Origin of the sequence: Pseudomonas sp. USTB-Z, from assembly GCF_019691255.1 — a bacterium.
Taxonomy (GTDB): domain Bacteria; phylum Pseudomonadota; class Gammaproteobacteria; order Pseudomonadales; family Pseudomonadaceae; genus Aquipseudomonas; species Aquipseudomonas alloputida.
The window spans coordinates 108,650-131,992 of record NZ_JAECZP010000010.1; the positions used below are offsets into that span (position 1 = coordinate 108,650).

Below are 23,343 nucleotides of genomic sequence, written 5' to 3' on the forward strand. Positions count from 1 at the left end.
GCGCCGCGTAAAGGGTGATCAGGCCGGTGTTACGACCGACAGGTGCTCGTGGCAGGCCAGCCACTGGTCACCATGGCGGCGGAAGACAATGGTCTCGCGCTCGCTCAACGGGTGCTCTTCACCGCCGATGCGGATACGCGTGGCCACATCGTGCATGAAAACAGCCACGTCGCCTTGCAGGCTTACATGGGCGTTGCCCGATTCGCAGGCAAGCACGGTGAAGCCCTCGGCCTGCCACTGGGCCCACAGCTCTTCATAGGCGCGACGCGACAGCAGCGGATACGGCAAGGTGTGGAACAGAAAGGTGGCGTCTTCGCTGAAGCAGGCGAAATAGCGGGCGGTGTCGTTGCTGGCGAACGCCGCGACGAGGTCGGCGGCGGCTTGCCGCACTTGGAGTGTCTGGTCCACGGGAGTGGCCTCACGGTTTTTTTGTGATTGTGGTGAAGCGATTCTGGTGGCGGTTGGCGAGGGGAAAAATCGCTGGCGGCAAATAATCAGTTCAGGAATTTGTGAACTGATGGGGCACATGGCAGTACAGGCAAGCCGACTGACGGTCTCTCCCACCCTCTATCCTTGCCTACGCTGATATTCCCAACCCGCTGAAGCAAGGAGATCCACTGTGACCTTCCAATACAAGCGTCTGGACAAGAACAACGCAGCCGTACTGCTGGTCGACCACCAGACCGGCTTGCTCTCGCTGGTAAGGGACATCGACCCCGACCGCTTCAAGAACAACGTCTTGGCCCTGTCTGACCTGGCCAAATACTTCAAGCTGCCGACCATCCTCACCACCAGCTTCGAGACGGGGCCCAACGGCCCGCTGGTGCCGGAGCTGAAAGAGCAGTTCCCTGATGCCCCCTACATTGCACGCCCGGGCAACATCAACGCCTGGGACAACGAGGATTTCGTCAAAGCGGTAAAAGCCACCGGCAAGAAACAGCTGCTGATTGCTGGCGTGGTCACTGAAGTATGCGTGGCTTTCCCGGCCCTGTCGGCGTTGGAGGAGGGCTTCGAGGTATTCGTCGTCACCGACGCCTCTGGCACGTTCAACGAACTGACCCGTGATTCGGCCTGGCGACGCATGGAGGCTGCCGGGGCGCAGCTGATGACCTGGTTCGGTGTGGCCTGCGAACTGCACCGTGACTGGCGCAACGACATCGAAGGGCTGGGTACCCTGTTCTCCAACCATATCCCGGACTACCGCAACCTGATGACCAGTTACAACAAGCTGGCCAAATAGTGCCTCCCGGGGGCTGCACGACAGCCCCCACATCAATCTGCAAGCGAAGCGGCAAACTGGCATTAATCGACCATACTCACTCTTCATTCGCCTTCAGGAGCGTGTCATGTCGAAGCCGTCCAGGAAGCCCTTCAAAAAACAGCCAGAAAAGCTGGGCGGTAAGGCGTACGAAAAAGCGCTCAAGAACCTGCATGTAGAGTTGGTGAAGCTACAGGAGTGGGTGGTCGCCAAGGGCCTGAAGGTATGCATTGTCTTCGAAGGCCGCGATGGCGCCGGCAAGGGTGGCACCATCAAGGCCATTACCGAGCGTGTCAGCCCGCGGGTGTTTCGTGTAGTGGCGCTGCCCGCACCGACCGAGCGGGAAAAGACCCAGATGTACGTGCAGCGTTACCTGGGCCATCTGCCTGCGGCGGGTGAAGTGGTGATCTTCGATCGCAGTTGGTACAACCGTGCGGGCGTTGAGCGGGTAATGGGCTTTTGCTCTGGCGAGCAAGTGGACAAGTTTCTGACCGGAGTACCCGGGTTCGAAAGGGTCATGGTCGATTCAGGGATCATCCTCATCAAGTACTGGCTTGAAGTCAGCGCCGATGAGCAGACCCGGCGCCTGCAGGATCGCATCAACGACGGCCGCAAGCTGTGGAAGTTGTCACCGATGGACCTCAAGTCGTATAGCCGCTGGGATGAATACACCCAAGCGCGTGACGAAATGTTCCAGGCGTCGGATACCGCTTGGGCGCCGTGGTTCATGGCCAACTCCAACGACAAACGTCGCGCCCGGCTGAATATCATCAGCCATCTGCTCAGCCGTATTCCCTACAAGGATATAACCCGCGACCAGCACGTGAAGCTGCCCAAACGCGGCAAGATCGGCAAGTACAAGGCGGTCGCCTACCCGTTCAAGTTCGTCGAAGAACGTTTCTGAACCCCTCCCTGCAGGGCGCTGCGAAGGTACGAGCTCATGCCACATGACGGCAGCCTGTTGCAGGCGACGGTAGTATTCCTTCTGGCTGTGGTGCTTCTGGTACCGCTGGCGCAGCGTCTGAAAATGGGCGCAGTACCGGGCTATCTCTTGGCGGGTATCTTGATTGGTCCGTCGGTGTTTGGCCTGCTCGGCAACCCGGACAACGTGGCGCGGCTGTCGGAAATGGGCGTGGTCATGCTGTTGTTCGTGATTGGCCTGGAGTTGTCCCCAAAGCGCCTGTGGACCATGCGCCGGGCGCTATTTGGCGTCGGCAGTTTGCAAGTGGGGCTGACCGCCGTGCTGCTTGGGCTACTGGCATTCTGGCTGTTCGACCAATCGAAACCCGCCGCCATCGTGCTGGGGCTGGGCCTGGCGCTGTCGTCCACCGCCTTTGGCTTGCAGGTACTGGCCGAGCGCAAGGACCTGGGCAAACCCCATGGCCGCCTGGCCGTGGCCATCCTGCTGTTCCAGGACATTGCCGCCATTCCCTTGATTGCCGTGGTGCCGCTGCTCGGTGGCGATGTCAGCACTGCTGACGAAGGTGCCTGGCCTTTGTTAGCTGTAGCTGTCGGCATTGGTGTGCTGATTGTTTTTGGCCGTTATCTGCTGACCCCGATATTCAAGTGGACGGTGGGTTCGGGCCTGCCTGAGCTGTCGACCGCCACGGCCTTGCTGGTCGTGCTGGGCACCGCTTGGTTGATGGAGCATGTGGGTGTGTCGATGGCGCTGGGTGCGTTTCTGGCCGGTGTGCTGATGGCCGAGTCGCCGTTCCGCCACGAACTGGAAACCCAGATCGAGCCGATCAAAGGCCTGCTGCTTGGATTGTTCTTCGTTGGCGTAGGTATGAGTGCCGACCTGCGCCTGCTGTTCGGCATGCCGCTGATGGTGCTGGGCCTCACCATGCTGCTGGTGGCCATCAAGCTGCCCTTGCTGTATGGCCTGGGGCATACGGTCGGTGGGCTCAACCAGGCCCAGGCGTTATGCCTGGGCGTAGTGCTGGCTTCGGGCGGCGAGTTTGCCTTCGTGGTGTTCAAGCTGGCGCTGGAGCACCAGGTACTCACCCAACAGGTACACGACCTGCTGGTGCTGGCCATCACCTTGTCGATGGCGGTGGTGCCCTTGGTCATGATGGCCCTGGCGCGGCAGCTGCGCGATGACAGCCCTGTACAGGCATCCCCTGAAACGGGGCAGTGAATTGCGCCTTGCTGGCGCATTGAGTATCGGGAGGTGAAATCATGCAGTCGAGTTTCAAGCTGGACAGCGCCCTTTCGCGGGGCTTGCTCGATGTGCTCATCAAGGCCGGTCTGGTGGCAGCCTTGGTGATCTTCGCTTTCCAGGTGTTTCAGCCGTTCCTGGAGTTGATGATGTGGGCGGTGATCCTGGCGGTTACGTTGTACCCGTTGCATTGCCGTATCCAGCGCCGCACCGGGCTCAAGCAAGGCTATGTGGCGACGCTGGTGGTGCTACTGGTTCTGGTGCTGCTGCTGGTGCCTATCTACCTGGTGATGATGTCGATTGGCGAATCGGTGGACAGCCTGGTGACGCTACTCAAGAGCGGCGCCTGGAGCGTGCCGGTCCCGCCTGATTCCGTGGCGACCTGGCCACTGATCGGGCCGAAGGTGCATGCGCTGTGGTTGGCGGCCTCCGAAAACATGGCCAGTGTGCTGAATCAGTGGATGCCCCAGATCAAGGGGGCCGGGCTAACGGTGCTGGGCGCTGCGGCCAGCGCCGGTGGGGCTTTCCTTCTGTTCATCGGCGCAATCATCATTTCCGGGGTCATCATGGCCTTCGGTGAACGCGGTGAAATCGCTGCCCAGCGCATCGCCATGCGGGTTTCAGGCGCAGAGCGCGGTAAACCCCTGGCCACGCTGTGTACGGCTACCATTCGCGCGGTGGCACAAGGGGTGATTGGCATTGCCTTCATCCAGATGCTGCTGATCGGTGTTGGTTTTATCGTCAAAGGGGTTCCCGGTGCCGGGATGCTGGCCATCGTCATCCTCATGCTGGGCATTGCACAGGCCCCGGCGACGCTGGTGACCTTGCCGGTGATCATTTATGTGTTCAACGCCGAAGGCTTCACGGTGGCGACCATCATTTTTGCCGTCTACACCTTTGTCGCCGGCCTTGCCGACAACGTGCTCAAGCCGCTGCTGCTGGGGCGCGGGGTCGATGTACCAATGCCGGTGGTACTGATCGGCGCATTGGGCGGGATGGTGGTCAAAGGCATCATCGGCTTGTTCATCGGCCCGGTAATCCTTGGCGTGGCCTACGTGTTGTTCTGGCAATGGGTTGCGCTGCAGGTGCCGGAGCAACCGGCACCACCTGCCGCCTGAGCCATGCCCAACCGTTGCTGTGGCCTGGGGCTGCTGATGGTGCTGGCCGGTTGCACCCAGGTCGGCCCGGATTATGAAAAGCCCCAAACGCCGTGGTTGGGCGGCTGGAGCACGCCAATGCTGGAGCAGGCCGGGCGCAGCGCGGCGGCGCCCGACCTGCGCCAGTGGTGGGCAGTGTTTGCCGACCCAACGCTGGACGCGCTGATAGCCGAGGCCGACGCCAACAACACCAACCTGCGCGTGGCTGGCCTGCGTATCGCTGAAGCCCGTGCCCAGTTGGCCATCGTGCAGACCGGGCGTTATCCGCAGCTGCAGCAACTGAGCGCGCAAAGCCTGTACCTGAAGCAGGATCAGTCTGGTACGCCTTCGGCCCGTGATTCGGTGTTCTGGCAATCCAGCGTGGGCTTCGACATCGGCTGGGAAATTGACTTCTGGGGCCGCTTCAGTCGCGCCATCGAAAGCGCCGATGCCGTCTATTTCGCCTCCCAGGCCAACTACGCCGATGCCATGCTGCTGCTACGTGCGCAGGTGGCCGACACCTACTTTGCCCTGCGCACTGCCGAAGCGCGGCTGGCTATTGCACAAGAGAACGCCAAGCGCCAGGCGCGTAGCCTGGAGATCACCGAGCGGTTGTTCCGCCACGGTGAAAATGACGAACTCGACTGGCAGCAGGCGCGTACTCAATACCTGGCGACCCAGGCCACCATTCCCGAGTTCGAGAACCAGCTCAATGCCCTGCGCAATGTGCTGTGTTCGCTGCTCGGCCGCCCGCCTGGGCCGCTGCCGCAGCTGGCGGCCGGCCATGGCCAACTGCCCTTGCCAGACCGGGCAGTGTTGCAGGATGTACCGGCCAGCCTGCTGCAGCGCCGCCCGGACATCCGTGCCGCCGAGCAGGCAGTGGCGGCGCAGTCGGCGCTGGTCGGGGTGGCCGAGGCCGATCTTTATCCACAGCTGAGCTTGCTTGGCAGTATCGGCTGGACCTTTCTATCGGCCAATCATCTGCCTGACACCTTCGACCTGGTGGCTGGCCCAAGCCTGATCTGGAACCCGTTCGACTATGGCCGGCGCAAGAACACCGTACGCGTGGAAGATGCCCGCTTGCAGCAACTGATCGAGTTGTACCAGCAGGGCGTGCGCGAAGCCGCCCGTGAGGCCGACGATGCTGCCAGCGGGCTGGTGCGCTCGCTGCAGAGTGCAACCATTCGCGAGCAGGCCTCTCAGGCTGCGCAGCGCTCGCTGAATCTGGCCAGCTCGCAATACCGCGAAGGCTTCGCTGATTTTCAACGGGTGCTCGATGCTCAGCAACTGCTGTTGCAGCAACAGGACGGTTACCTGGTCAGCCGTGGCAACGCGGTCAGCAGCCTGGTGACGTTGTACAAGGCCCTGGGTGGTGGTTGGGACGCCAGCCGCGCGCCGATCGACCCGGCGACCCGCCAGCAAATGCAGCAACGCACCGACTGGGGCGAGTTGCTCGACGAGCCAGCCCCCACCGCGCATGCACAAGGTGAAACCGAATGAGCGACGCCACGCCCACGCCGCCCCCGTCAGCCCCGGATCGCGGCATGCGCTGGGTGCTGCTGCTGATTGCCGTCAGCCTGCTCTGGTACTTGCTGGCTGACCGCTATACGCCGTACACCCAGCAAGCTCGCCTGCAGGCTTACGTGGTCCCGGTGGCCGCCGAAGTGGCCGGGCAGATCAAGCGTGTGGCCGTAGGCAACAACCAGGAGGTGCGCCAGGGCGATGTGCTGTTCGAACTCGATCAGGAGCAGTACCGCATTGCCTTGGCCCGTGCCGAAGCCGACCTCGATACCGTGCGCCGGCAGATCGGCGCCAGTACCGCCGGCATCGATTCGGCGCAGGCAGCGCTGGTGGCCGCCCAGGCCAACGAACGTAAGGCGCGCCAGGACGCCGAGCGCCTCAAACGGCTGATTGACGAGGACCCCGGTACGGTGTCGGTGCGCCGCCTGGAAGGCGCCCAGGCCACCCGCGACCAGGCCATCAGCCAAGTGGCGGCAGCCCGCGCAGAGGTAGAGCGCGCCCGTGAGCAGCAGGGCGGGGCACAGGAAGACAACGCCCAGCTGCGCAGTGCTGCGGCCAATGTGGAAAAGGCCCGCCTGGACCTTGCCCGTACCGTCGTGCGTGCCGACGCGAACGGGTTGATCACCGACCTGCGCACAGACGTTGGCCACTATGTCGGGGCGGGCAGCCCGATGATGACCCTGATCAGTATCCATGATGTGTGGATAAGTGCGGACATGACCGAGAACAACCTCGGTCGCTTGCGTCCTGAAACCCCGGTGCTGGTGGTGCTCGATGCGCTACCGGGCACCGTGTTGAAAGGGCGTATACGCAGCATTGGCTATGGCGTAAGCGTGGGCCAGAGCACGCCGCCGGGTACGCTGCCGACCGTGCAGAATAGCCGCGAGTGGCTGCGTTCGGCGCAGCGTTTCCCGGTTATTGTGGAGCTGGAGCGCGACCAGCTTCAGGACAAGACCGCGCTGCGGGTCGGTGGTCAGGCCGAGGTCATGGCCCTGCCCAGCGAAGGCAACCCACTGAACCTGCTGGGCCGGTTGTTCATGTGGCTGATGAGCTGGCTGTCGTATGCCTATTGAATGGCGCCGCTTGCGGGCGCTGCGCCTGGCCTGGGGTGTGGCGTTGTGCCTGGCGGTGAGCTTTGGTATCGGCTTGCCGGTGCCGATCCTGGCGCCGGTGTTTGCGGTGCTGTTGCTGGCCATGCGCAGTCAGCCATTGCCCCTGCGTGCGGCACCGGCCCTGGCGTTATTGGTGCTGCTCGCTTGCGGCAGCGGGTTGCTGCTGATTCCGCTGTTGCGCCATGCTCCGTTGGCCGGGGTGTTACTGGTCGGGGTGGGTGTTTTCCTGACCTTGCGCTATGCGCTGAAGGGTGGCAACGGCCTGCTGGCCAACCTGCTGGTGGTCGGCCTGACCATGATCGCCGCTGCCGGCACCAGTGACTTCACCCTGGCATTGTCGGTGGTTGAAGCGCTGGCCAAAGGCATGCTGCTGGCAGTGCTGGGCACGTCAGTGGCGCACAGGTTGTTCCCCGAACCTGCCAATGCGCCAGCACCGCCGGTACCGCCGCTGCTGGGCAGCGAGCATGTCAGCTGGGTGGCGCTGCGTGCCACGTTGATCGTGATGCCGGCCTTTCTGCTGGCATTGATCGCCCCTGACCAGTACATGCCGTTGATCATGAAGGCCGTGAGCGTGGGGCAACAAGCCGGTGAAACCCGCGCGCGGCACGCCAGCCGCGAGCTGATCGGTTCAACCGTGCTTGCCGGGGTGTTGGCGATAGTGCTGTGGGTAGCGCTGAGCCTGTTCGTTCACCTGTGGATGTTCTTTTTGTGGGTACTGCTGTTCGCCCTCTGGCAGGCTCGGCGCCTGTACCAGGCGGTGCCGAGCCGGCAGAGCCCGGCGTACTGGGTCAGTTGCCTGACGACCCTGTTGATCTTGCTGGGGCAGTCGGTGCAGGACAGTGCAGGTGGGCAGGATGTGTACAAGGCATTTGCGGTGCGTATGGCGCTGTTTCTGGCGGTGTCGGTGTATGCCAGCGCCATGTTGATCTGGATTGACCGGCTTCGGAGTCGGCGCGGGCTTCTTCGCAGTTAAGCCCGCTCCCCCAGGCCATTCAGGGCTGCCAATCAACCCCACTCTCTTCCAGATAGGCATCCACCGCTGCGCCCACCGTTGGATGAAAGGCCTTTTCCCCCATATGCTCGAACAACTCGAACTGCCGCATCTTGTCCTTCACCGGGTCCTTCATTTCGGCGAACTGCAACTCCACCCCCCGCGCCTCCAATGCCCGGTCCAGCTCGGCCAGCATGTCCGCCGAAGTGATATCGATACTGGTCACAGGCTCAGCGGCAATTACCACCCGTTGCACCGGCGTTGGCGACGCGTCTACCGCCGCCATCACTGTGTTCTGGAACTGCTCGGCGTTGGCAAAGAACAACGGCGCGTCCCAGCGCAGCAGCACCAGCCCTGGAATACGCCGGGCCTGTGGATAACGCTGCATGTCATGGTAACCGCGCAGCCCATCCGCCCGGCCAAGCACCGCGTGGTGCGGCCGCCAGCCGTCCCACAGGAACTCGATCACCGACACCACCACGGCAATGCAGATACCGGGAATGGCACCGAACACTGCCACGCCGACAAAGCAGGTGAACGACAGCCAGAACTCCCACTGCTGCATGCGGAAGATACGCTTGAGGTCGGCAAACTCGAACAGCCCCAGTGCAGCGGCAATCACCACCGCAGCCAAAGCGCTGTTGGGCAGGTGCTGCATCAGATTGGGCGCTACCAGCAGCAACAGGGTTACCGCCAGGGCGCCGATGATGCCGGTGAGCTGGGTCTGCGAGCCGGCAGCTTCGGCCACTGGGGTACGCGACGAACTGCTGCTGATTGGTATGCCCTGGAACAGCCCCGAGGCCAGGTTGGCCACGCCCAGGCCGAACATTTCCTGGTTGGGGTTTACCCGCATCTTGAGGCGCGCGGCATAGGAGCGTGACAGCACACTGGTGTCGGCGAACGACACCAGCGCCACTGCAATCCCGCCCAGTAGCACCTCGACCAGGTCAATGTCGCTGACCCAGGGGAAGACGAAGCCGGGCAGGCCCTGGGGCAGTTGCCCGAGTACCTTGACGCCCATCTGATTGAGGTTGAACACGCTCACTGCCAGCGTCGCCAGTACCACGGCGATCAGGATGCCCGGCAGGCGCTTGAACGGTTTGAGCAGCAGAATCAGCGCCAGGCTACCGGCACCCACGACAAAGCTTGGCCAGTGCCCTTGGCCGGCGTATAGCGCCTGGCCCAAGGACCAAAGGTCGCGCAAGGGCCCTTCGCTGTCGACTTTGATGCCGAACAGCTTGGGCAACTGGCTGATCAATACGGTCAGGGCGATGCCGTTCATGTACCCATAGCGGATGGGCTTGGACAGCAACTCGGTGATAAAGCCCAGGCGCAGCAGCCCGGCAATCACACAGAACGCCCCGGCGACCAAGGCCATCATACTGGCGATGGCGATCGCCCGCTGTGGGTCGCTGGCCGCGTATTGCACCACCACCGCCAGGATAGGCGCGGCCAGCGCCGAGTCCGGGCCCAGCACCAGGATACGGCTGGGACCGAACAGGGCATAGGCCAGCAGGGGGATGATGGTGGCGTACAGGCCATAGATGCCGGGGACGCCGGAAGCCTCGGCGTAGGCGATGCCCACAGGCACCAGCATGGTGGTGAGCACCAGGCCGGCGGCGATGTCCTTGGGTAGCCAGGCTGCCTTGTAGTGGAGCAGGGTGACCAGGCCGGGTAACCAGCGTTGCCAGTCGAAACGAGTGGGGTGGGGCATGGTGTCGGCTCTGGGCGAGAAGGGCGCTGAACCTCAGCTTAGATGCTGGGGGCGGGGCCCGCTTTGTGGCCCGTTGCGACACAAGGCCGCCCCTGCACAGGGCGCATGTCCGGGCAAAACAAAACCCCTTGAAGCGCAAGCCTCAAGGGGTTTGTGTGTGCTGCAGGTTACCGCTTAGACGTTGAAGCGGAAGTGCATCACGTCGCCGTCTTTGACGATGTAATCCTTGCCTTCCAGACGCCACTTACCGGCTTCCTTGGCACCGGCTTCACCCTTGAACTGGATGAAGTCGTCATAGGCCACCACTTCAGCGCGGATGAAGCCTTTTTCGAAGTCGGTGTGGATAACGCCGGCTGCCTGCGGGGCAGTGGCTCCGACGCGAACGGTCCAGGCGCGTACTTCCTGCACGCCGGCAGTGAAGTAGGTCTGCAGGTTCAGCAGCTCGTAACCGGCGCGGATCACGCGGTTCAGGCCAGGCTCTTCAAGGCCCAGGGCCTCCAGGAACATGTCTTTCTCTTCACCGTCATCCAGCTCGGCGATTTCTGCTTCGATCTTGTTGCACACCGGCACCACTACCGCGCCTTCTTCCTCGGCAATGGCCTTGACCACGTCCAGGTGCGGGTTGTTCTCGAAGCCGTCTTCAGCGACGTTGGCGATGTACATCACCGGCTTGCTGGTCAGCAGGTGGAAGCCACGGATCAGGGCCTTTTCGTCCTCAGCCATGTTCTTCATCAGGCTGCGCGCAGGCTTGCCTTCGGTGAAGTGCGGGATCAGCTTTTCCAGAATGGCCTTCTGCGCCAGGGCATCCTTGTCGCCACCCTTGGCGTTGCGCGCTACCTTCTGCAGTTGCTTTTCGCAGCTGTCGAGGTCGGCGAAGATCAGTTCGAGGTCGATGATCTCGATGTCACGCTTGGGGTCGACGCTGTTGGAAACGTGGATCACGTTCTCGTCTTCGAAGCAGCGCACCACGTGGGCAATGGCGTCGGTCTCGCGGATGTTGGCGAGGAACTTGTTGCCCAGGCCTTCGCCTTTCGAGGCACCGGCAACCAGGCCGGCGATGTCGACGAATTCCATGGTGGTCGGCAGGATGCGGTTTGGCTTGACGATTTCAGCCAGCGCAGCCAGGCGAGCGTCGGGCATAGGCACGATGCCGCTGTTCGGCTCGATGGTGCAGAAAGGGAAATTCTCCGCCGCGATGCCAGACTTGGTCAGGGCGTTGAACAGGGTGGACTTGCCGACGTTGGGCAGGCCGACGATGCCGCAATTGAAACCCATGGGTATTCCCCTCTCTAAAGGAAATCAGGCCTTCTGGCTGTGCAGCTCGCGCATCGCCTTGGCGAAATCGCCGGCAAGCACGTCCGGCAGCACGCCGAGGGCAAAATCGATGCTGGCGTCGAGCTTCTCCTGCTCGGCGCGCGGCGCGCGGCCCAGGACGAAGTTGGATACCAGTTTGGCGTCACCCGGGTGGCCGATGCCAAGCCGCAGGCGGTGGAAGTCGTTCTGGTTGCCGAGCTGCGCGATGATGTCGCGCAGGCCGTTGTGCCCACCATGGCCGCCGCCGCGCTTGAGCTTGGCAACGCCCGGGGGCAGATCGAGTTCGTCGTGTGCCACCAGTATCGCTTCCGGCTTGATGCGGAAGAAATTGGCCAAGGCCGCTACGGACTGGCCGCTGCGGTTCATGTAGGTGGTGGGGATCAACAAACGAACGTCGTTGCCCTGATGGCTGAATTTAGCCGTCAGGCCGAAATACTTTTTGTCAGCGGTCAGCGAAACACGCTGGGCGCTGGCAAGGCGTTCAACGAAAAGAGCCCCTGCGTTATGCCGGGTCTGTTCGTATTCGGGGCCGGGGTTACCCAGGCCAACGATCAACTGGATGGCGGTCACGTCAGGGGCTCTTCCTTGGAGTTGGTGGGTTACAGTGCGCGCGGCACTGTAACCCGATCAACGCCGGCGTGCGAGTGGATTACTCGGCAGCGCCTTCTGCTTCTGGAGCAACGCGTGGAGCGTGAACGTTGGCAACAGCTTTGTCATCACCGTGGGCCAGAGCGACGAACTCTACGCCTTTCGGAGCTTTCAGGTCCGACAGGTGGATGATGGTGCCGATTTCGGCGTTGCCCAGGTCAACTTCGATGAACTCAGGCAGGTCTTTGGCTTCGCAGGAAACTTCGATCTCGGACTCAACGTGGGAGATCTCGCCGCCTTTCTTGACCGGGGCTTCTTCGTTGATGAAGTGAACCGGAACCTTGGCGGTCAGCTTCTGGCCAGCAACGACGCGAACGAAGTCAGCGTGCATGATGAACTGCTTGGCTGGGTGGCGCTGCATGGCCTTGATGATGACGTTCTGCTTAACACCGTCAACGTTCAGTTCGATAACGTGGCTGAAGGCAGCTTCGTTTTCGAACAGCTTGGTGATTTCCTTGGCCAGGATGGTCAGGGATTGAGCTTCTTTATCGCCACCGTAGACAACGGCTGGGATGCTCAGCGAGTGACGCAGGCGGCGGCTCGCACCTTTCCCCAGGTCAGTACGCGCTTGGGCGTTCAGAATAAAATCAGTCATTTTGTTTCTCCAAAATAGCCCCCCGAGGGCGTTTGCGACCAGCGCCAACGGGGATGGCAAAAAAGCCCCGCCCCAACACAGGTTGGGGCGGGGCGCTTCACATCAACACGTGTCCCGCTTAGCGGAACATCGCGCTGATCGATTCTTCGTTGCTGATGCGGCGTACCGCTTCAGCGACAACCGGTGCGATATCCAGCTGGCGGATACGATCACAGGCTTGAGCAGCGGCGGACAGCGGAACGGTGTTGGTCACCACCAGCTCGTCCAGTACCGACTTCTCGATGTTCTCGATGGCGCGGCCCGACAGGACAGGGTGCGTGCAATAGGCGTAAACCTTGGCAGCGCCGTGCTCTTTCAGGGCTTTGGCCGCGTGGCACAGGGTGCCTGCGGTGTCGACCATGTCGTCTACCAGGATGCAGGTGCGCCCTTCGACGTCGCCGATGATGTGCATAACCTCGGAGTGGTTAGCCTTTTCGCGGCGTTTGTCGATGATACCCAGATCGACGCCCAGGGACTTGGCGACAGCGCGTGCGCGCACGACACCACCGATGTCCGGGGAGACGATCATCAGGTTCTCGAAACGCTGGTCTTCGATGTCGTCAACCAGTACGGGCGAGCCGTAGATGTTGTCGACGGGGATATCGAAGAAGCCTTGGATCTGGTCAGCGTGCAGGTCGACGGTGAGTACACGGTCGATACCTACGACAGTGAGCATGTCAGCAACGACTTTGGCGCTGATGGCTACACGTGCCGAACGCGGACGGCGGTCCTGGCGGGCATATCCGAAGTAGGGAATCACGGCGGTGATTCGGGATGCTGAGGAGCGGCGGAAGGCGTCGGCCATCACTACCAGTTCCATCAGGTTATCGTTGGTCGGGGCGCAGGTCGGCTGAATAATGAAAACGTCTTTACCGCGAACATTTTCATTGATCTCAGTACTGATCTCGCCGTCGGAGAATTTACCGACAGAGACGTCACCGAGAGGGATATGCAGCTGACGTACGACACGCCGAGCCAGATCGGGGTTAGCGTTCCCCGTAAAGACCATCATCTTGGACACGCGCAGTACCTGAAGGCTGAGGGTATACCTGGATGAGTATAAGGAAAATGGCAGGGGCGGCTGGATTCGAACCAACGCATGGCAGGATCAAAACCTGCTGCCTTACCGCTTGGCGACGCCCCTGTATCTGTTGCTGCGAACGCTCATGCGCTCGACTTCTTGACCAGACTTTGCAGCTTGCGATGCAACATCGAAATATTGCTTCCTTTCGCCACAAACCCTGTTTGGGTCGCTGAAAGAAGGGCCAGAACTTTATCAGCTTCGGCTTTGCTTGGGAAGGCCCCAAACACACAACTTCCAGTGCCGGTTAGTCGAGCCTCAGTGAATTTTCCCAGTGAATTCAACGCATTGCGAACTTCTGGGTAATTCTGCTCTACCACCGGTTGGCAGTCATTTCGACTGTTTCCCTCGGGAACGGGGCGCATCTTAAGGGGGAGAGAATCACGTGTCAACTGTGGATGTGAAAAAATTTCTACTGTGCTGACAGACACTTGCGGCACCAGCACGACATACCAGGGTTCGGTCGGGTCGACCGGGGTCAGTTGTTCGCCTACGCCTTGCGCGAATGCTGCGTGGCCGCGTACGAACACCGGCACATCGGCGCCCAGGCTCAGGCCCAGTGCGGCCAGGCGGTCTTCGTCCCAGTCCAGTTGCCACAGGTGGGCCAGGGCCAGCAAAGTGGTCGCGGCGTCCGAGCTGCCACCGCCGATACCTCCGCCCATGGGCAGTACCTTGGTCAGCCAGATGTCGGCGCCAAGCGTGGTGCCCGATTGTGCTTGCAGCATGCGCGCGGCCCGTACGATCAGGTTGCTGTCGTGGGGGACGGACTCGATCTCGGTGTGCAAGCGGATCACGCCATCGTCACGCAGGGCAAAACTCAATTCGTCGCCATGGTCTAGAAACTGAAACACCGTTTCCAGTTCGTGGTAACCGTCTGCGCGGCGGCCGATGATGTGCAGCCACAGGTTGAGCTTGGCCGGGGCGGGCAGGGTGAGCTTTTGCATGCGATCAATGCCCCAGCTGGCGCGGCTGCCAGTCCTTGACCACCAGGGTCACGTCCAGGTCCTTGCCGTGCAGCTTCAGGCGCTCGGGCAACCAGTAGCCGTTCTGTTCGGTGTAGCTCAGGTACTGCACCTGCCAGCCATCCTGGTCGAGGCTGGCCAGGCGGCTGTCGCCATCCAGGGTCAGCTTGCTCTTGCTGTCGGGGGCGGGCAGGCCGCGCACCCACCAGACCAGGTGCGAAACCGGCAGTTGCCAGCCCAGTTGCTCTTCCAGCAGGGCTTCTGGGCTGGTGGCTTCGTAGCGGCCCTGGTTGGCCACTTCCAGCACCACGCCACCTGGGCGGCCGGTAAGGCGTGCGGCACCACGGCCCAGCGGGCCGGCCAGGCGAATGTCGTAATAGTCCTGACGTTGCAGCCAGAACAGCGTGCCGCTGCCGGAATCGCGCGGGGCACGGATACCGACCTTGCCGTTGATCTGCCAGCCATCGAGGCTGCTCAGCTGCGCTTTGTGGGCGCGCCACTGCTGCGGGTCGCCGTGGCCCTGCAGGGCCTCGCGGCTACCGAAGCCGGCACAGCCGGCCAGCAGGGCGATCATGGTAAAGGTGATGCAATGGCGCAGGAACATGGCGTTAAAGAGTCTCGGATCCGGTCAGGCGCAAAAGGGTCTTGCGCAGGATAGGGCTGTCGGCCTGGGCCTCGAAGCCCTTGGCCCATACATGGCGAGCTTCGCGGCGCTTGCCGTTGGCCCACAGTACTTCGCCCAGGTGGGCGGCCACTTCGTGGTCGGGGAAGTTGGCAAAGGCCTGGCGCAGGTAGGTTTCAGCGACGTCGAGGTTGCCCAGGCGATAGTTGACCCAACCCAGGCTGTCGAGCACTGCCGGGTCATCGGGGGTCAATTGGTGGGCCTTGTCGATCAGCGCCTTGGCTTCGGCATAGCGGGTGGTGCGGTCGGCCAGGGTGTAGCCCAGGGCGTTCAGGGCCATGGCGTTTTCTGGCTCGCGGGCGATGATGGCGCGCAGGTCTTTTTCCATCTGCGTCAAATCGTTGCGCTTCTCGGCCAGCATGGCGCGGGTGTAAAGCAGGTTGAGGTCGTCCGGGTAGCGCTGGATGGCTTGCTGCAGCACCTGATTGGCCTGGGCGTCCTTGTTGTTGTTGCTGTAGCTTTCCGATTCGATCAGGAATAGCTGGATGGCGTAGTCTGGCTGGGCTTCGCGCGCTTCGGCGAGCAGGCGCGAGGCATCGCTGCCGCGGCCGTTGGCGATCAGGATGTCGGCCTGGCGCAGCTGTGCCGGCAGGTAGTCTGGGCCTGGGCCGACCAGGGCGTATTCATCCAGAGCGCCAGCAGGGTCGTGGCGCTCCTCGTGGATGCGGCCCAGGTTCAGGTGCGCGGCGTCAACGTAGCTGTCGCGCTCGATCAGCTCCTGCAAGTAGCCTTCGGCTTCATCCCAGTCTTTGTTCTCCAGGCACACCAGCGCCAGCGAGTAGCGCAATTCGTCATCATCGGGGTATTGCTGGACCAGACTGATGAACTCGCCTTTGGCATCGGCAATACGGTCCTGTTCGACCAGGGTGCGAGCGTAGGTGAGGCGCAGGCGTTTGTCGTCCGGGTTGTCGCGAATCGCCCCGCGCAGCAGTGGCAGGGCCTCTGGACCACGGTCCAGGGCCTGTAGCAGACGGGCGCGCAGCAGGATCGGGGCGACTTCGCCGTTTTGTGCCGGGTGCGACTCAAGCAGTTCCAGGGCTTCTTCGGTCTTGCCGTCCTGGTTCAGCAGCAGGGCCTTGCCGAATATCAGCTGGCCGTTGTCGGGGTATTTCACCAGCAGGCGTTCGAAACTGTGTAGCAGGCCGTCGCGGGTGCTCTGATCGGTTTCGGCTGCGGACAGGGCGAGGAAGTCGAAGTGGGTGTCGCCCTGGCCCTGCAGTACCTTTTCCATGTAGGCCATGGACTCGTCATAGCGGCCGGCGCGGGCCAGCTGGATGGCGGCGGCGCGCTGGGCGTCGAGGTTCTGCGGGTCGTTGCGCGCCCAGACCAGTGCATTCTCCAGTGACGGCTCGTCGGCGCCGAGGTACTCGGCAATGCGGTAGGCGCGCTCGGAAACTGCTGGGTCCTGGGTTTTTGCTGCCTGATCGGTGTAGTTGGCCAGGGCGATGTCGAAACGGTTGCGCTGGCCGGCCAGCTCTGCCACCAACAGGCTATAGAGTGTGTCCTGCTTGAACGAACCATACACCACGGGCTTTTCCGCCTCTGCCTTGCCAGCTTCGGCGACGGGAGGCTCGGCCTTTTGCGGGGCCAGGCTCTGGCAGCCCTGGAGCAGGGCGAAGGCAAGCAGCAATGCGTATGGTTTGTTCATAGAAAGGCTTATTAGGAGGACTCACCGGCGGTCGGAGCATGATGACACAAGCGCGTAGGCAAACCCACCTGCGAAGGTATGAAGCTACGCTTAGCCTATGCAGACCGCACTGCGCGCGCAGGGTTCGCCCCAGGCTGGCCACGATGCCCAGCGTTCGTGCTGTTGTTCTGCTTCTGCTTCTGCTTCTGCTTCTAAGCGCGCGATAGTTCAGGCGACGCAGATTGCGACTTCAGGAGGCCGAGCGCGGTCCTCCCGGGAGCTAGCCCGGAGCGAGGGGACCCCGGAGCGGAGCGTAGGGGCCGGATGATGGGAGCCGACGGTTTTGGTTACTTTGGCCACGACCAAAGTAACCCGCCGGAAGGGCGGAAAGGTGAATAGGCGCCTACATCGTGAATGAATGTTGGGCCTGCCCCGTGAAAGCGCACAACCCAAAGGCCCAAAAGCTCAAAAGCTCAAAAGCTCAAAAGCTCAAAAGCTCAAAAGCTCAAAAGCTCAAAAGCTCAAAAGCTCAAAAGCTCAAAAGCTCAAAAGCTTAAGCGCTGGTTCTGATCGGGCGTACAGTCCGTTTGCGATGGCGACGCCGACTCACCTTTCCGCCCTTACGGCGGGTCCCTTTTTGTCGTGGCAAAAAGGGACCAAAAACCGTCGGCTCCCATCATCCGGCCCCTACGCTGCGCTCCGGGGTCCCCTCGCTCCGGCCTTGCTCCCGGGAGCACGCGCTGCAGGCCCCATCCATGGGGCCTCAGCGCTTGACGGGCATCCATGCCCGTCATCTCCCTCCGCAATGCCTCCACTCGGCCTCCTGAAGTCGCAATCTGCGTCGCCTGGCCTACCGCGCACTTAGAAGCAAGATCAAAAGCGAGAAGCGAATTCGGTGATCGGCCGGCACCGCCGATGCATTCGGTGAGGTTCTGCCCAGTCATCTGGATAAGGATACGCCGGCATGGCTGCCCTCGGCCTGGTGTACCTGGAAGAACGTCGTTGCTCTTGCTCTTGCTTTGGCTTTTGCTTCTAAGCGCGCGGTAGTCCAGGCGACGCAGATTGCGACTTCAGGAGGCCGAGCGCAGGGCTTGCGGAGGGAGGTGACGGGCATGGATGCCCGTCAAGCGCTGGGCCCCAGGATGGGGCCTGCAGCGCGGTCCTCCCGGGAGCAAGCCCGGAGCGAGGGGACCCCGGAGCGTAGCGTAGGGGCCGGATGATGGGAGCCGACGGCTTTGGTTACTTTGGCCACGACCAAAGTAACCCGCCGTAAGGGCGGAAAGGTGACTACGCGCCACCTTCGCGAATGAATACCTATTTAATGTGGATGCTCACATCCAAGAAGCAAGAAGCAAGAAGCAAACTCGTCTGTTTTGACTCGGCGAACCGTCCATTTGCGATGGCGACGCTGACTCACCTTTTCGCCGGTATGGCTCACCCACATGGGTTACAAATCAGTTCACGCACATAGGTAACAGTCTTTAACTGGCAAGGACTGCGTTCGGCCTCCTGAAGTCGCGAAGATCAGAAGCAGATCAAAAGCGGGAGTGAAACCTGAAATCAACGTTGATGCTGGCCCGCGAGCGGCGATAGCCGCAGGACTATCAGCACAATAGCGAACGGTGGTTGTCCTGAAACCTGCGAAAGAGGACAATTATCGGCTTCCCGTCACAACCAGCGACCTTGCATGGCCTTTCTTGCACTTGGTATCAACCATAAGACTGCCTCGGTAGACGTACGCGAGCGCGTGGCGTTTACCCCAGAGCAGCTGGTAGACGCCCTGCAGCAGCTCTGCCGACTGACGTCCAGCCGCGAGGCGGCGATCCTGTCGACCTGCAACCGCAGTGAGCTCTATATAGAGCAGGACCACCTGTCCGCCGACGCCGTGCTGCAGTGGCTGGCCGACTATCACCGCCTCAGCCTCGACGAGTTGCGCGCCAGCGCCTACGTGCATGAAGAGCACGAGGCCGTGAAGCACATGATGCGCGTGGCCTCGGGCCTGGACTCGCTGGTTCTCGGCGAGCCTCAGATCCTGGGCCAGATGAAGTCCGCCTACGCCGTGGCCCGCGAAGCCGGTACCGTCGGGCCGTTGCTTGGGCGCCTGTTCCAGGCCACCTTCAGCGCCGCCAAGCAGGTGCGTACCGATACGGCCATCGGTGAAAACCCGGTTTCGGTTGCGTTCGCCGCGGTCAGCCTGGCCAAGCAGATTTTCGCCGACCTGGGCCGCAGCCAGGCCCTGCTGATCGGTGCCGGCGAAACCATCACCCTGGTCGCCCGCCACCTGCACGAGCAGGGCGTACGCCGTATCGTGGTGGCCAACCGCACCCTGGAGCGCGCCAGCATCCTGGCCGAGCAGTTCGGTGCGCATGCCGTGCTGCTGGCAGACATCCCCCAGGAACTGGCCAACAGTGACATCGTGATCAGTTCCACCGCCAGCCAGTTGCCGATCCTGGGCAAGGGCGCGGTCGAGAGCGCACTGAAACAGCGCCGACACAAGCCGATCTTCATGGTCGACATCGCTGTACCTCGCGATATCGAAACCGAAGTCGGCGAGCTGGATGATGTCTACCTGTACACCGTCGACGACCTGCACGATGTAGTGGCGGAAAATCTCAAGAGCCGCCAGGGCGCGGCCCAGGCGGCCGAAGAGCTGGTATCCGTGGGCGCCGAAGACTTCATGCTGCGCCTGCGCGAACTGGCTGCGGTGGACGTGCTCAGGGCCTATCGCCAGCAAAGTGAGCGCCTTCGCGACGAAGAACTGCAAAAGGCCCTGCGCCTGCTGGCCAATGGCGGCAACCCCGAAGACGTGCTGGCCCAGCTGGCCCGGGGCCTGACCAACAAACTCCTGCATGCGCCCAGCGTGCAGCTGAAAAAGCTCTCGGCCGAGGGCCGCCTTGATGCGCTGGCCATGGCCCAGGAACTCTTTGCCCTCAACGAGGGCTCCACGGACAAATCCCCGCAATGAAAGCGTCGCTGCTGAACAAACTGGAAATCCTCCAGGACCGTTTCGAAGAACTCACCGCCCTGCTCGGTGACGCCGAGGTTATTTCCGACCAGACGCGTTTTCGCGCCTACTCCCGCGAGTATGCCGAGGTAGAGCCGGTCTACGCTGCTTATAAAGAGTGGCGCAAAGTCCAGGATGACCTCGAAGGTGCCCAGGCGCTGCTCAAGGACAGTGACCCGGACCTGCGTGAAATGGCCGTGGAAGAGGTGCGTGAAGCCAAGGAGCAACTGCTGACGCTGGAGGCGCAGCTGCAGCGCATGCTGCTGCCCAAAGACCCCAACGACGGTCGCAACGTGTTTCTGGAAATCCGCGCCGGTACGGGTGGCGACGAGGCAGCCATCTTCTCTGGTGACCTGTTCCGCATGTATTCGCGCTACGCCGAAAAGCGCGGCTGGCGCCTGGAGATCTTGTCCGAGAACGAAGGCGAGCACGGCGGCTACAAGGAAATCATTGCCCGCGTCGAGGGCGAGAATGTCTACGGCAAGCTCAAGTTCGAGTCCGGTGCACACCGGGTTCAGCGTGTGCCCGAGACCGAGTCCCAAGGCCGTGTCCACACTTCCGCGTGCACGGTGGCGGTGCTCCCCGAGCCGGACGAGCAGGCCGCCATCGAAATCAACCCGGCCGACTTGCGCGTGGACACCTACCGTGCCTCCGGTGCCGGCGGCCAGCACGTCAACAAGACCGATTCGGCGATCCGTATCACCCACTTGCCCACCGGTATCGTGGTCGAATGCCAGGAGGAGCGCTCGCAGCACAAGAACCGCGCCCGCGCCATGTCCTGGCTGTCGGCCAAGCTGAACGACATGCAGACCAGTGCCGCGCAGAACGCCATTGCCAGTGAGCGCAAGCTGCTGGTGGGGTCCGGTGACCGCTCCGAGCGCATCCGCACCTACAATTATCCACAGGGGCGGGTGACCGACCACCGCATCAACCTGACCTTGTATTCGTTGGACGACATCCTCAGCGGTGGCGTAGACGCGGTGATCGAACCGCTGCTGGCCGAATACCAGGCCGATCAACTGGCCGCCTTGGGGGACTGATGACTGTCATCGCCAGCCTGTTGCGCAACGCGCAGTTGCCTGAATCGCCCACTGAGCGCCTGGATGCCGAACTGCTGCTGGCTGCGGCCATCGGTAAATCGCGCAGCTACCTGCATACCTGGCCCGAGCGTATTGTCAGCAGCGAAGATGCCGAGACCTATGCCGGCTACCTGCAGCGCCGCCGTGGCGGCGAGCCAGTGGCCTATATCCTTGGGCTGCAGGGCTTCTGGAAGATCGACCTGGAGGTTGCGCCGCATACCCTGATCCCGCGGCCGGATACCGAACTGCTGGTCGAGACGGCGCTTGAGCTGCAACCCGCTTCGCCAGCCAAGGTTCTCGACCTGGGTACGGGTACGGGGGCCATCGCTCTGGCGCTGGCCAGCGAACGCCCGGCCTGGCAGGTGACAGCGGTTGACCGGGTGGAGGAGGCTGCTGCCCTCGCCGAGCGCAACCGCCAGCGGTTAGGCCTGGCCAACGCTCGGGTACGGCTAAGCCACTGGTTCGACAGCCTGGCCGGGGAGCGTTTCGACCTCATTGTCAGCAACCCGCCCTACATCGCCGCTGAAGACCCGCACCTGGTGGCCGGCGACGTGCGCTTTGAGCCCAGCAGTGCCCTGGTGGCCGGTGCCGATGGCCTGGACGACCTTCGCGTGATCGCCGCCCAGGCCCCCGCGCACTTGTTGCCAGGTGGTTGGCTGCTGCTGGAACATGGCTACGATCAGGCGGCAGCGGTACGTGCTCTGCTGGCTGAACATGGCTTTATCGAGGTGGCCAGCCGCACGGACCTGGGCGGCCATGAACGCATTACCCTGGGGCGACTGCCATGCTGAGTGATCAGGAACTGCTGCGTTACAGCCGCCAGGTGCTGCTGTCCCAGATCGACATCGATGGCCAGCTGCGGCTCAAGCAGAGCAAAGCGCTGATCATCGGGCTGGGTGGCCTGGGCTCGCCAGTCGCCCTGTACCTGGCCGCCGCTGGCGTGGGTGAGCTGCATCTGGCCGACTTCGACACCGTCGACCTGACCAACCTGCAACGCCAGGTCATCCACGACAGTGCCAGCGTCGGCATGAGCAAGGTCGACTCTGCCTTGCAGCGCTTGCAGGCAATCAACCCGGAAGTCAGCCTGGTTGCTCACCGCCAGGCACTGGACGAGGACTCGCTGACGGCTGCGGTGGCGGCAGTCGACCTGGTACTGGACTGCTCCGACAATTTCTCTACCCGCGAGGCGGTCAACGCTGCCTGTGTCGCCGCCGGCAAGCCGCTGGTCAGCGGAGCGGCAATCCGTCTGGAGGGTCAACTGTCGGTGTTCGACCCGCGGCGCGACTACAGCCCGTGCTACCACTGCCTGTACGGGCATGGTAGCGAAGCCGAACTGACCTGCAGCGAAGCTGGCGTCATTGGCCCGCTGGTGGGGCTGGTGGGTAGCCTGCAGGCGCTGGAGGCGATGAAGCTGCTGGCTGGCTTCGGTGAGCCGTTGGTCGGCCGCTTGCTGTTGATCGATGCCCTCGGCACCCGTATCCGCGAGCTTCGTGTCAAGCGCGACCCGGCGTGCACGGTCTGTGGCAAGCGCGATGGCTGAGCGCTCGGCGCCGGTCGGCGTCATGGACTCGGGGGTTGGCGGTTTGTCGGTGCTGGCCGAGATCCAGCGCCTGCTGCCCAACGAGACGTTGCTGTATGTGGCCGACTGCGGGCATATACCCTACGGTGAGAAGTCGCCGGACTATATCCGCGAGCGCTGCCGGCACATTGCCGAATTCTTCCATGAGCAAGGCGCAAAGGCCATGGTGTTGGCCTGCAACACCGCCACGGTGGCGGCAGTGGCCGACCTGCGCGAGTTGTATCCGACCTGGCCGTTGGTGGGCATGGAACCGGCCGTCAAGCCTGCAGCGGCAGCCACACGCTCGGGCGTGGTCGGCGTGCTGGCCACCACCGGTACCCTACAGAGTGCCAAGTTCGCAGCCTTGCTCGACCGCTTCGCCAACGACGTACAGGTTATTACCCAGCCTTGCCCGGGGCTGGTCGAACTGATCGAAACCGGTGACCTTGCAAGTCCGGCGTTGCGCCAGATGCTGCAAGGTTACGTGCAGCCGCTGCTGGCAGCAGGTTGCGATACGCTGATCCTCGGCTGCACCCATTACCCTTTCCTTCGCCCATTGCTGGCCGGCATGGTGCCGAATGACGTGGCCATCATCGACACCGGCGCGGCCGTGGCGCGTCAGTTGCGACGGCTGCTGGGTGCCAGTGATCTCTTGGCCGAAGGCCCGGCCGGCGCTGCACGCTTCTGGACAAGCGCTGACCCAGAAGCCTTAAGAAAAATCCTACCTGTGCTGTGGCATAAGTCGGACGATGTGCAAAGCTTTGCGTTGTGAAAAAAACGTGAAAAAAGGCTGAACTATCGTTCCACTTCTGCTTTCTACCGCTTTGCCTGAGATGAGGCGGACACTAACAACAGCATCAGAAA

At 62.4% G+C, this 23,343-nt stretch carries 21 protein-coding genes, 1 tRNA gene and 1 pseudogene; 12 read left to right on the forward strand and 11 right to left on the reverse strand.

Annotated elements, in window-relative coordinates; translation table 11 throughout:
* Window positions 1–18: 18 nt before the first annotated feature.
* On the reverse strand, window positions 19–408 hold the full coding sequence (locus tag I8746_RS13920; RefSeq protein WP_004575697.1) for a nuclear transport factor 2 family protein: 390 nt from the start codon (window positions 406–408) through the stop codon (window positions 19–21).
* Window positions 409–619: 211 nt separating this feature from the next.
* On the opposite strand from I8746_RS13920, the gene ycaC reads away from it, so the two are divergent.
* From ycaC to I8746_RS13955, 7 genes are all read left to right on the forward strand, one after another.
* Window positions 620–1,240, forward strand: a complete 621-nt coding sequence (ycaC, locus tag I8746_RS13925) for an isochorismate family cysteine hydrolase YcaC (protein ID WP_003247424.1) — start codon at window positions 620–622, stop codon at window positions 1,238–1,240.
* A gap of 106 nt (window positions 1,241–1,346) precedes the next feature.
* Window positions 1,347–2,162, forward strand: a complete 816-nt coding sequence (ppk2, locus tag I8746_RS13930) for a polyphosphate kinase 2 (RefSeq protein ID WP_012051173.1) — start codon at window positions 1,347–1,349, stop codon at window positions 2,160–2,162.
* 36 nt (window positions 2,163–2,198) lie between these two features.
* Window positions 2,199–3,395, forward strand: coding sequence for a monovalent cation:proton antiporter-2 (CPA2) family protein (locus I8746_RS13935; protein WP_012051174.1), 1,197 nt, complete (start codon window positions 2,199–2,201; stop codon window positions 3,393–3,395).
* A gap of 41 nt (window positions 3,396–3,436) precedes the next feature.
* Window positions 3,437–4,534 (forward strand): AI-2E family transporter, encoded by a 1,098-nt coding sequence (locus I8746_RS13940; RefSeq protein ID WP_003247421.1) that lies wholly within the window; start codon window positions 3,437–3,439, stop codon window positions 4,532–4,534.
* 3 nt (window positions 4,535–4,537) lie between these two features.
* Entirely contained in the window at window positions 4,538–6,052 is a 1,515-nt protein-coding gene (locus I8746_RS13945) for an efflux transporter outer membrane subunit (RefSeq protein WP_221100765.1), read from the forward strand.
* Window positions 6,049–7,146, forward strand: a complete 1,098-nt coding sequence (locus I8746_RS13950; RefSeq protein WP_012051176.1) for an HlyD family secretion protein — start codon at window positions 6,049–6,051, stop codon at window positions 7,144–7,146. Before I8746_RS13945 ends, I8746_RS13950 begins: the two co-directional genes overlap by 4 nt.
* A complete protein-coding gene (locus I8746_RS13955) occupies window positions 7,136–8,158 on the forward strand; it encodes a DUF2955 domain-containing protein (RefSeq protein ID WP_012051177.1) in 1,023 nt (340 codons plus the stop codon). Before I8746_RS13950 ends, I8746_RS13955 begins: the two co-directional genes overlap by 11 nt.
* Before the next feature lie 19 nt (window positions 8,159–8,177).
* Here the strand turns inward: I8746_RS13955 and I8746_RS13960 are convergent, their stop codons facing one another.
* From I8746_RS13960 to I8746_RS27595, 10 genes and pseudogenes are all read right to left on the reverse strand, one after another.
* A complete protein-coding gene (locus I8746_RS13960; protein ID WP_012051178.1) occupies window positions 8,178–9,890 on the reverse strand; it encodes a SulP family inorganic anion transporter in 1,713 nt (570 codons plus the stop codon).
* A gap of 174 nt (window positions 9,891–10,064) precedes the next feature.
* Window positions 10,065–11,165, reverse strand: coding sequence for a redox-regulated ATPase YchF (gene ychF / locus I8746_RS13965; RefSeq protein ID WP_012051179.1), 1,101 nt, complete (start codon window positions 11,163–11,165; stop codon window positions 10,065–10,067).
* 24 nt (window positions 11,166–11,189) lie between these two features.
* Window positions 11,190–11,774 carry an aminoacyl-tRNA hydrolase gene (gene pth / locus I8746_RS13970; RefSeq protein ID WP_003247413.1) on the reverse strand — a complete coding sequence of 195 codons (585 nt, stop codon included), beginning with the start codon at window positions 11,772–11,774 and terminating at the stop codon, window positions 11,190–11,192.
* Between the two features lie 79 nt (window positions 11,775–11,853).
* Window positions 11,854–12,447 carry a 50S ribosomal protein L25/general stress protein Ctc gene (locus I8746_RS13975; RefSeq protein ID WP_003247411.1) on the reverse strand — a complete coding sequence of 198 codons (594 nt, stop codon included), beginning with the start codon at window positions 12,445–12,447 and terminating at the stop codon, window positions 11,854–11,856.
* A 118-nt stretch (window positions 12,448–12,565) separates the two neighbouring features.
* Complete coding sequence (locus I8746_RS13980) at window positions 12,566–13,507, reverse strand: ribose-phosphate pyrophosphokinase (RefSeq protein ID WP_003247410.1); 942 nt, start codon at window positions 13,505–13,507, stop codon at window positions 12,566–12,568.
* A 48-nt stretch (window positions 13,508–13,555) separates the two neighbouring features.
* Window positions 13,556–13,630: transfer RNA gene (locus I8746_RS13985), tRNA-Gln, on the reverse strand.
* A 20-nt stretch (window positions 13,631–13,650) separates the two neighbouring features.
* The gene (ispE, locus tag I8746_RS13990) at window positions 13,651–14,511 is read right to left on the reverse strand and encodes a 4-(cytidine 5'-diphospho)-2-C-methyl-D-erythritol kinase (RefSeq protein WP_221100766.1); all 861 of its coding nucleotides are present in this window, start codon (window positions 14,509–14,511) and stop codon (window positions 13,651–13,653) included.
* A 4-nt stretch (window positions 14,512–14,515) separates the two neighbouring features.
* A complete protein-coding gene (lolB, locus tag I8746_RS13995) occupies window positions 14,516–15,133 on the reverse strand; it encodes a lipoprotein insertase outer membrane protein LolB (RefSeq protein ID WP_003247402.1) in 618 nt (205 codons plus the stop codon).
* 4 nt (window positions 15,134–15,137) lie between these two features.
* A complete protein-coding gene (locus I8746_RS14000) occupies window positions 15,138–16,859 on the reverse strand; it encodes a tetratricopeptide repeat protein (protein WP_012051182.1) in 1,722 nt (573 codons plus the stop codon).
* An 870-nt stretch (window positions 16,860–17,729) separates the two neighbouring features.
* A pseudogene (locus I8746_RS27595) lies at window positions 17,730–17,835 on the reverse strand (3-deoxy-7-phosphoheptulonate synthase); the annotation flags it as partial.
* Window positions 17,836–18,525: 690 nt separating this feature from the next.
* Between I8746_RS27595 and hemA the strand changes: the two are divergent.
* The 5 genes from hemA to murI are packed head-to-tail and all read left to right on the forward strand — an operon-like array spanning window position 18,526 to window position 23,251.
* On the forward strand, window positions 18,526–19,803 hold the full coding sequence (gene hemA / locus I8746_RS14005; RefSeq protein WP_003247394.1) for a glutamyl-tRNA reductase: 1,278 nt from the start codon (window positions 18,526–18,528) through the stop codon (window positions 19,801–19,803).
* Window positions 19,800–20,882 carry a peptide chain release factor 1 gene (prfA, locus tag I8746_RS14010; RefSeq protein ID WP_003247392.1) on the forward strand — a complete coding sequence of 361 codons (1,083 nt, stop codon included), beginning with the start codon at window positions 19,800–19,802 and terminating at the stop codon, window positions 20,880–20,882. Before hemA ends, prfA begins: the two co-directional genes overlap by 4 nt.
* A complete protein-coding gene (gene prmC, locus I8746_RS14015; protein ID WP_004575885.1) occupies window positions 20,882–21,712 on the forward strand; it encodes a peptide chain release factor N(5)-glutamine methyltransferase in 831 nt (276 codons plus the stop codon). The genes prfA and prmC overlap by 1 nt, the downstream gene beginning before the upstream one ends.
* A complete protein-coding gene (locus I8746_RS14020; protein WP_014755324.1) occupies window positions 21,706–22,461 on the forward strand; it encodes a molybdopterin-synthase adenylyltransferase MoeB in 756 nt (251 codons plus the stop codon). The genes prmC and I8746_RS14020 overlap by 7 nt, the downstream gene beginning before the upstream one ends.
* Window positions 22,454–23,251, forward strand: a complete 798-nt coding sequence (gene murI / locus I8746_RS14025) for a glutamate racemase (RefSeq protein ID WP_014755325.1) — start codon at window positions 22,454–22,456, stop codon at window positions 23,249–23,251. Before I8746_RS14020 ends, murI begins: the two co-directional genes overlap by 8 nt.
* Window positions 23,252–23,343: the final 92 nt, after the last annotated feature.

Coding starts and splice junctions, on each gene's coding strand:
- ispE (WP_221100766.1), bottom strand. CDS start 14,511: ATGCAAAAGCTCACCCTGCCCGCCCCGGCCAAGCTCAACCTGTGGCTG.
- I8746_RS13935 (WP_012051174.1), top strand. CDS start 2,199: ATGCCACATGACGGCAGCCTGTTGCAGGCGACGGTAGTATTCCTTCTG.
- ppk2 (WP_012051173.1), top strand. CDS start 1,347: ATGTCGAAGCCGTCCAGGAAGCCCTTCAAAAAACAGCCAGAAAAGCTG.
- I8746_RS13960 (WP_012051178.1), bottom strand. CDS start 9,890: ATGCCCCACCCCACTCGTTTCGACTGGCAACGCTGGTTACCCGGCCTG.
- I8746_RS13975 (WP_003247411.1), bottom strand. CDS start 12,447: ATGACTGATTTTATTCTGAACGCCCAAGCGCGTACTGACCTGGGGAAA.
- I8746_RS13945 (WP_221100765.1), top strand. CDS start 4,538: ATGCCCAACCGTTGCTGTGGCCTGGGGCTGCTGATGGTGCTGGCCGGT.
- I8746_RS13950 (WP_012051176.1), top strand. CDS start 6,049: ATGAGCGACGCCACGCCCACGCCGCCCCCGTCAGCCCCGGATCGCGGC.
- prfA (WP_003247392.1), top strand. CDS start 19,800: ATGAAAGCGTCGCTGCTGAACAAACTGGAAATCCTCCAGGACCGTTTC.
- I8746_RS14020 (WP_014755324.1), top strand. CDS start 21,706: ATGCTGAGTGATCAGGAACTGCTGCGTTACAGCCGCCAGGTGCTGCTG.
- prmC (WP_004575885.1), top strand. CDS start 20,882: ATGACTGTCATCGCCAGCCTGTTGCGCAACGCGCAGTTGCCTGAATCG.
- hemA (WP_003247394.1), top strand. CDS start 18,526: ATGGCCTTTCTTGCACTTGGTATCAACCATAAGACTGCCTCGGTAGAC.
- I8746_RS13955 (WP_012051177.1), top strand. CDS start 7,136: ATGCCTATTGAATGGCGCCGCTTGCGGGCGCTGCGCCTGGCCTGGGGT.
- I8746_RS14000 (WP_012051182.1), bottom strand. CDS start 16,859: ATGAACAAACCATACGCATTGCTGCTTGCCTTCGCCCTGCTCCAGGGC.
- I8746_RS13940 (WP_003247421.1), top strand. CDS start 3,437: ATGCAGTCGAGTTTCAAGCTGGACAGCGCCCTTTCGCGGGGCTTGCTC.
- murI (WP_014755325.1), top strand. CDS start 22,454: ATGGCTGAGCGCTCGGCGCCGGTCGGCGTCATGGACTCGGGGGTTGGC.
- lolB (WP_003247402.1), bottom strand. CDS start 15,133: ATGTTCCTGCGCCATTGCATCACCTTTACCATGATCGCCCTGCTGGCC.
- ychF (WP_012051179.1), bottom strand. CDS start 11,165: ATGGGTTTCAATTGCGGCATCGTCGGCCTGCCCAACGTCGGCAAGTCC.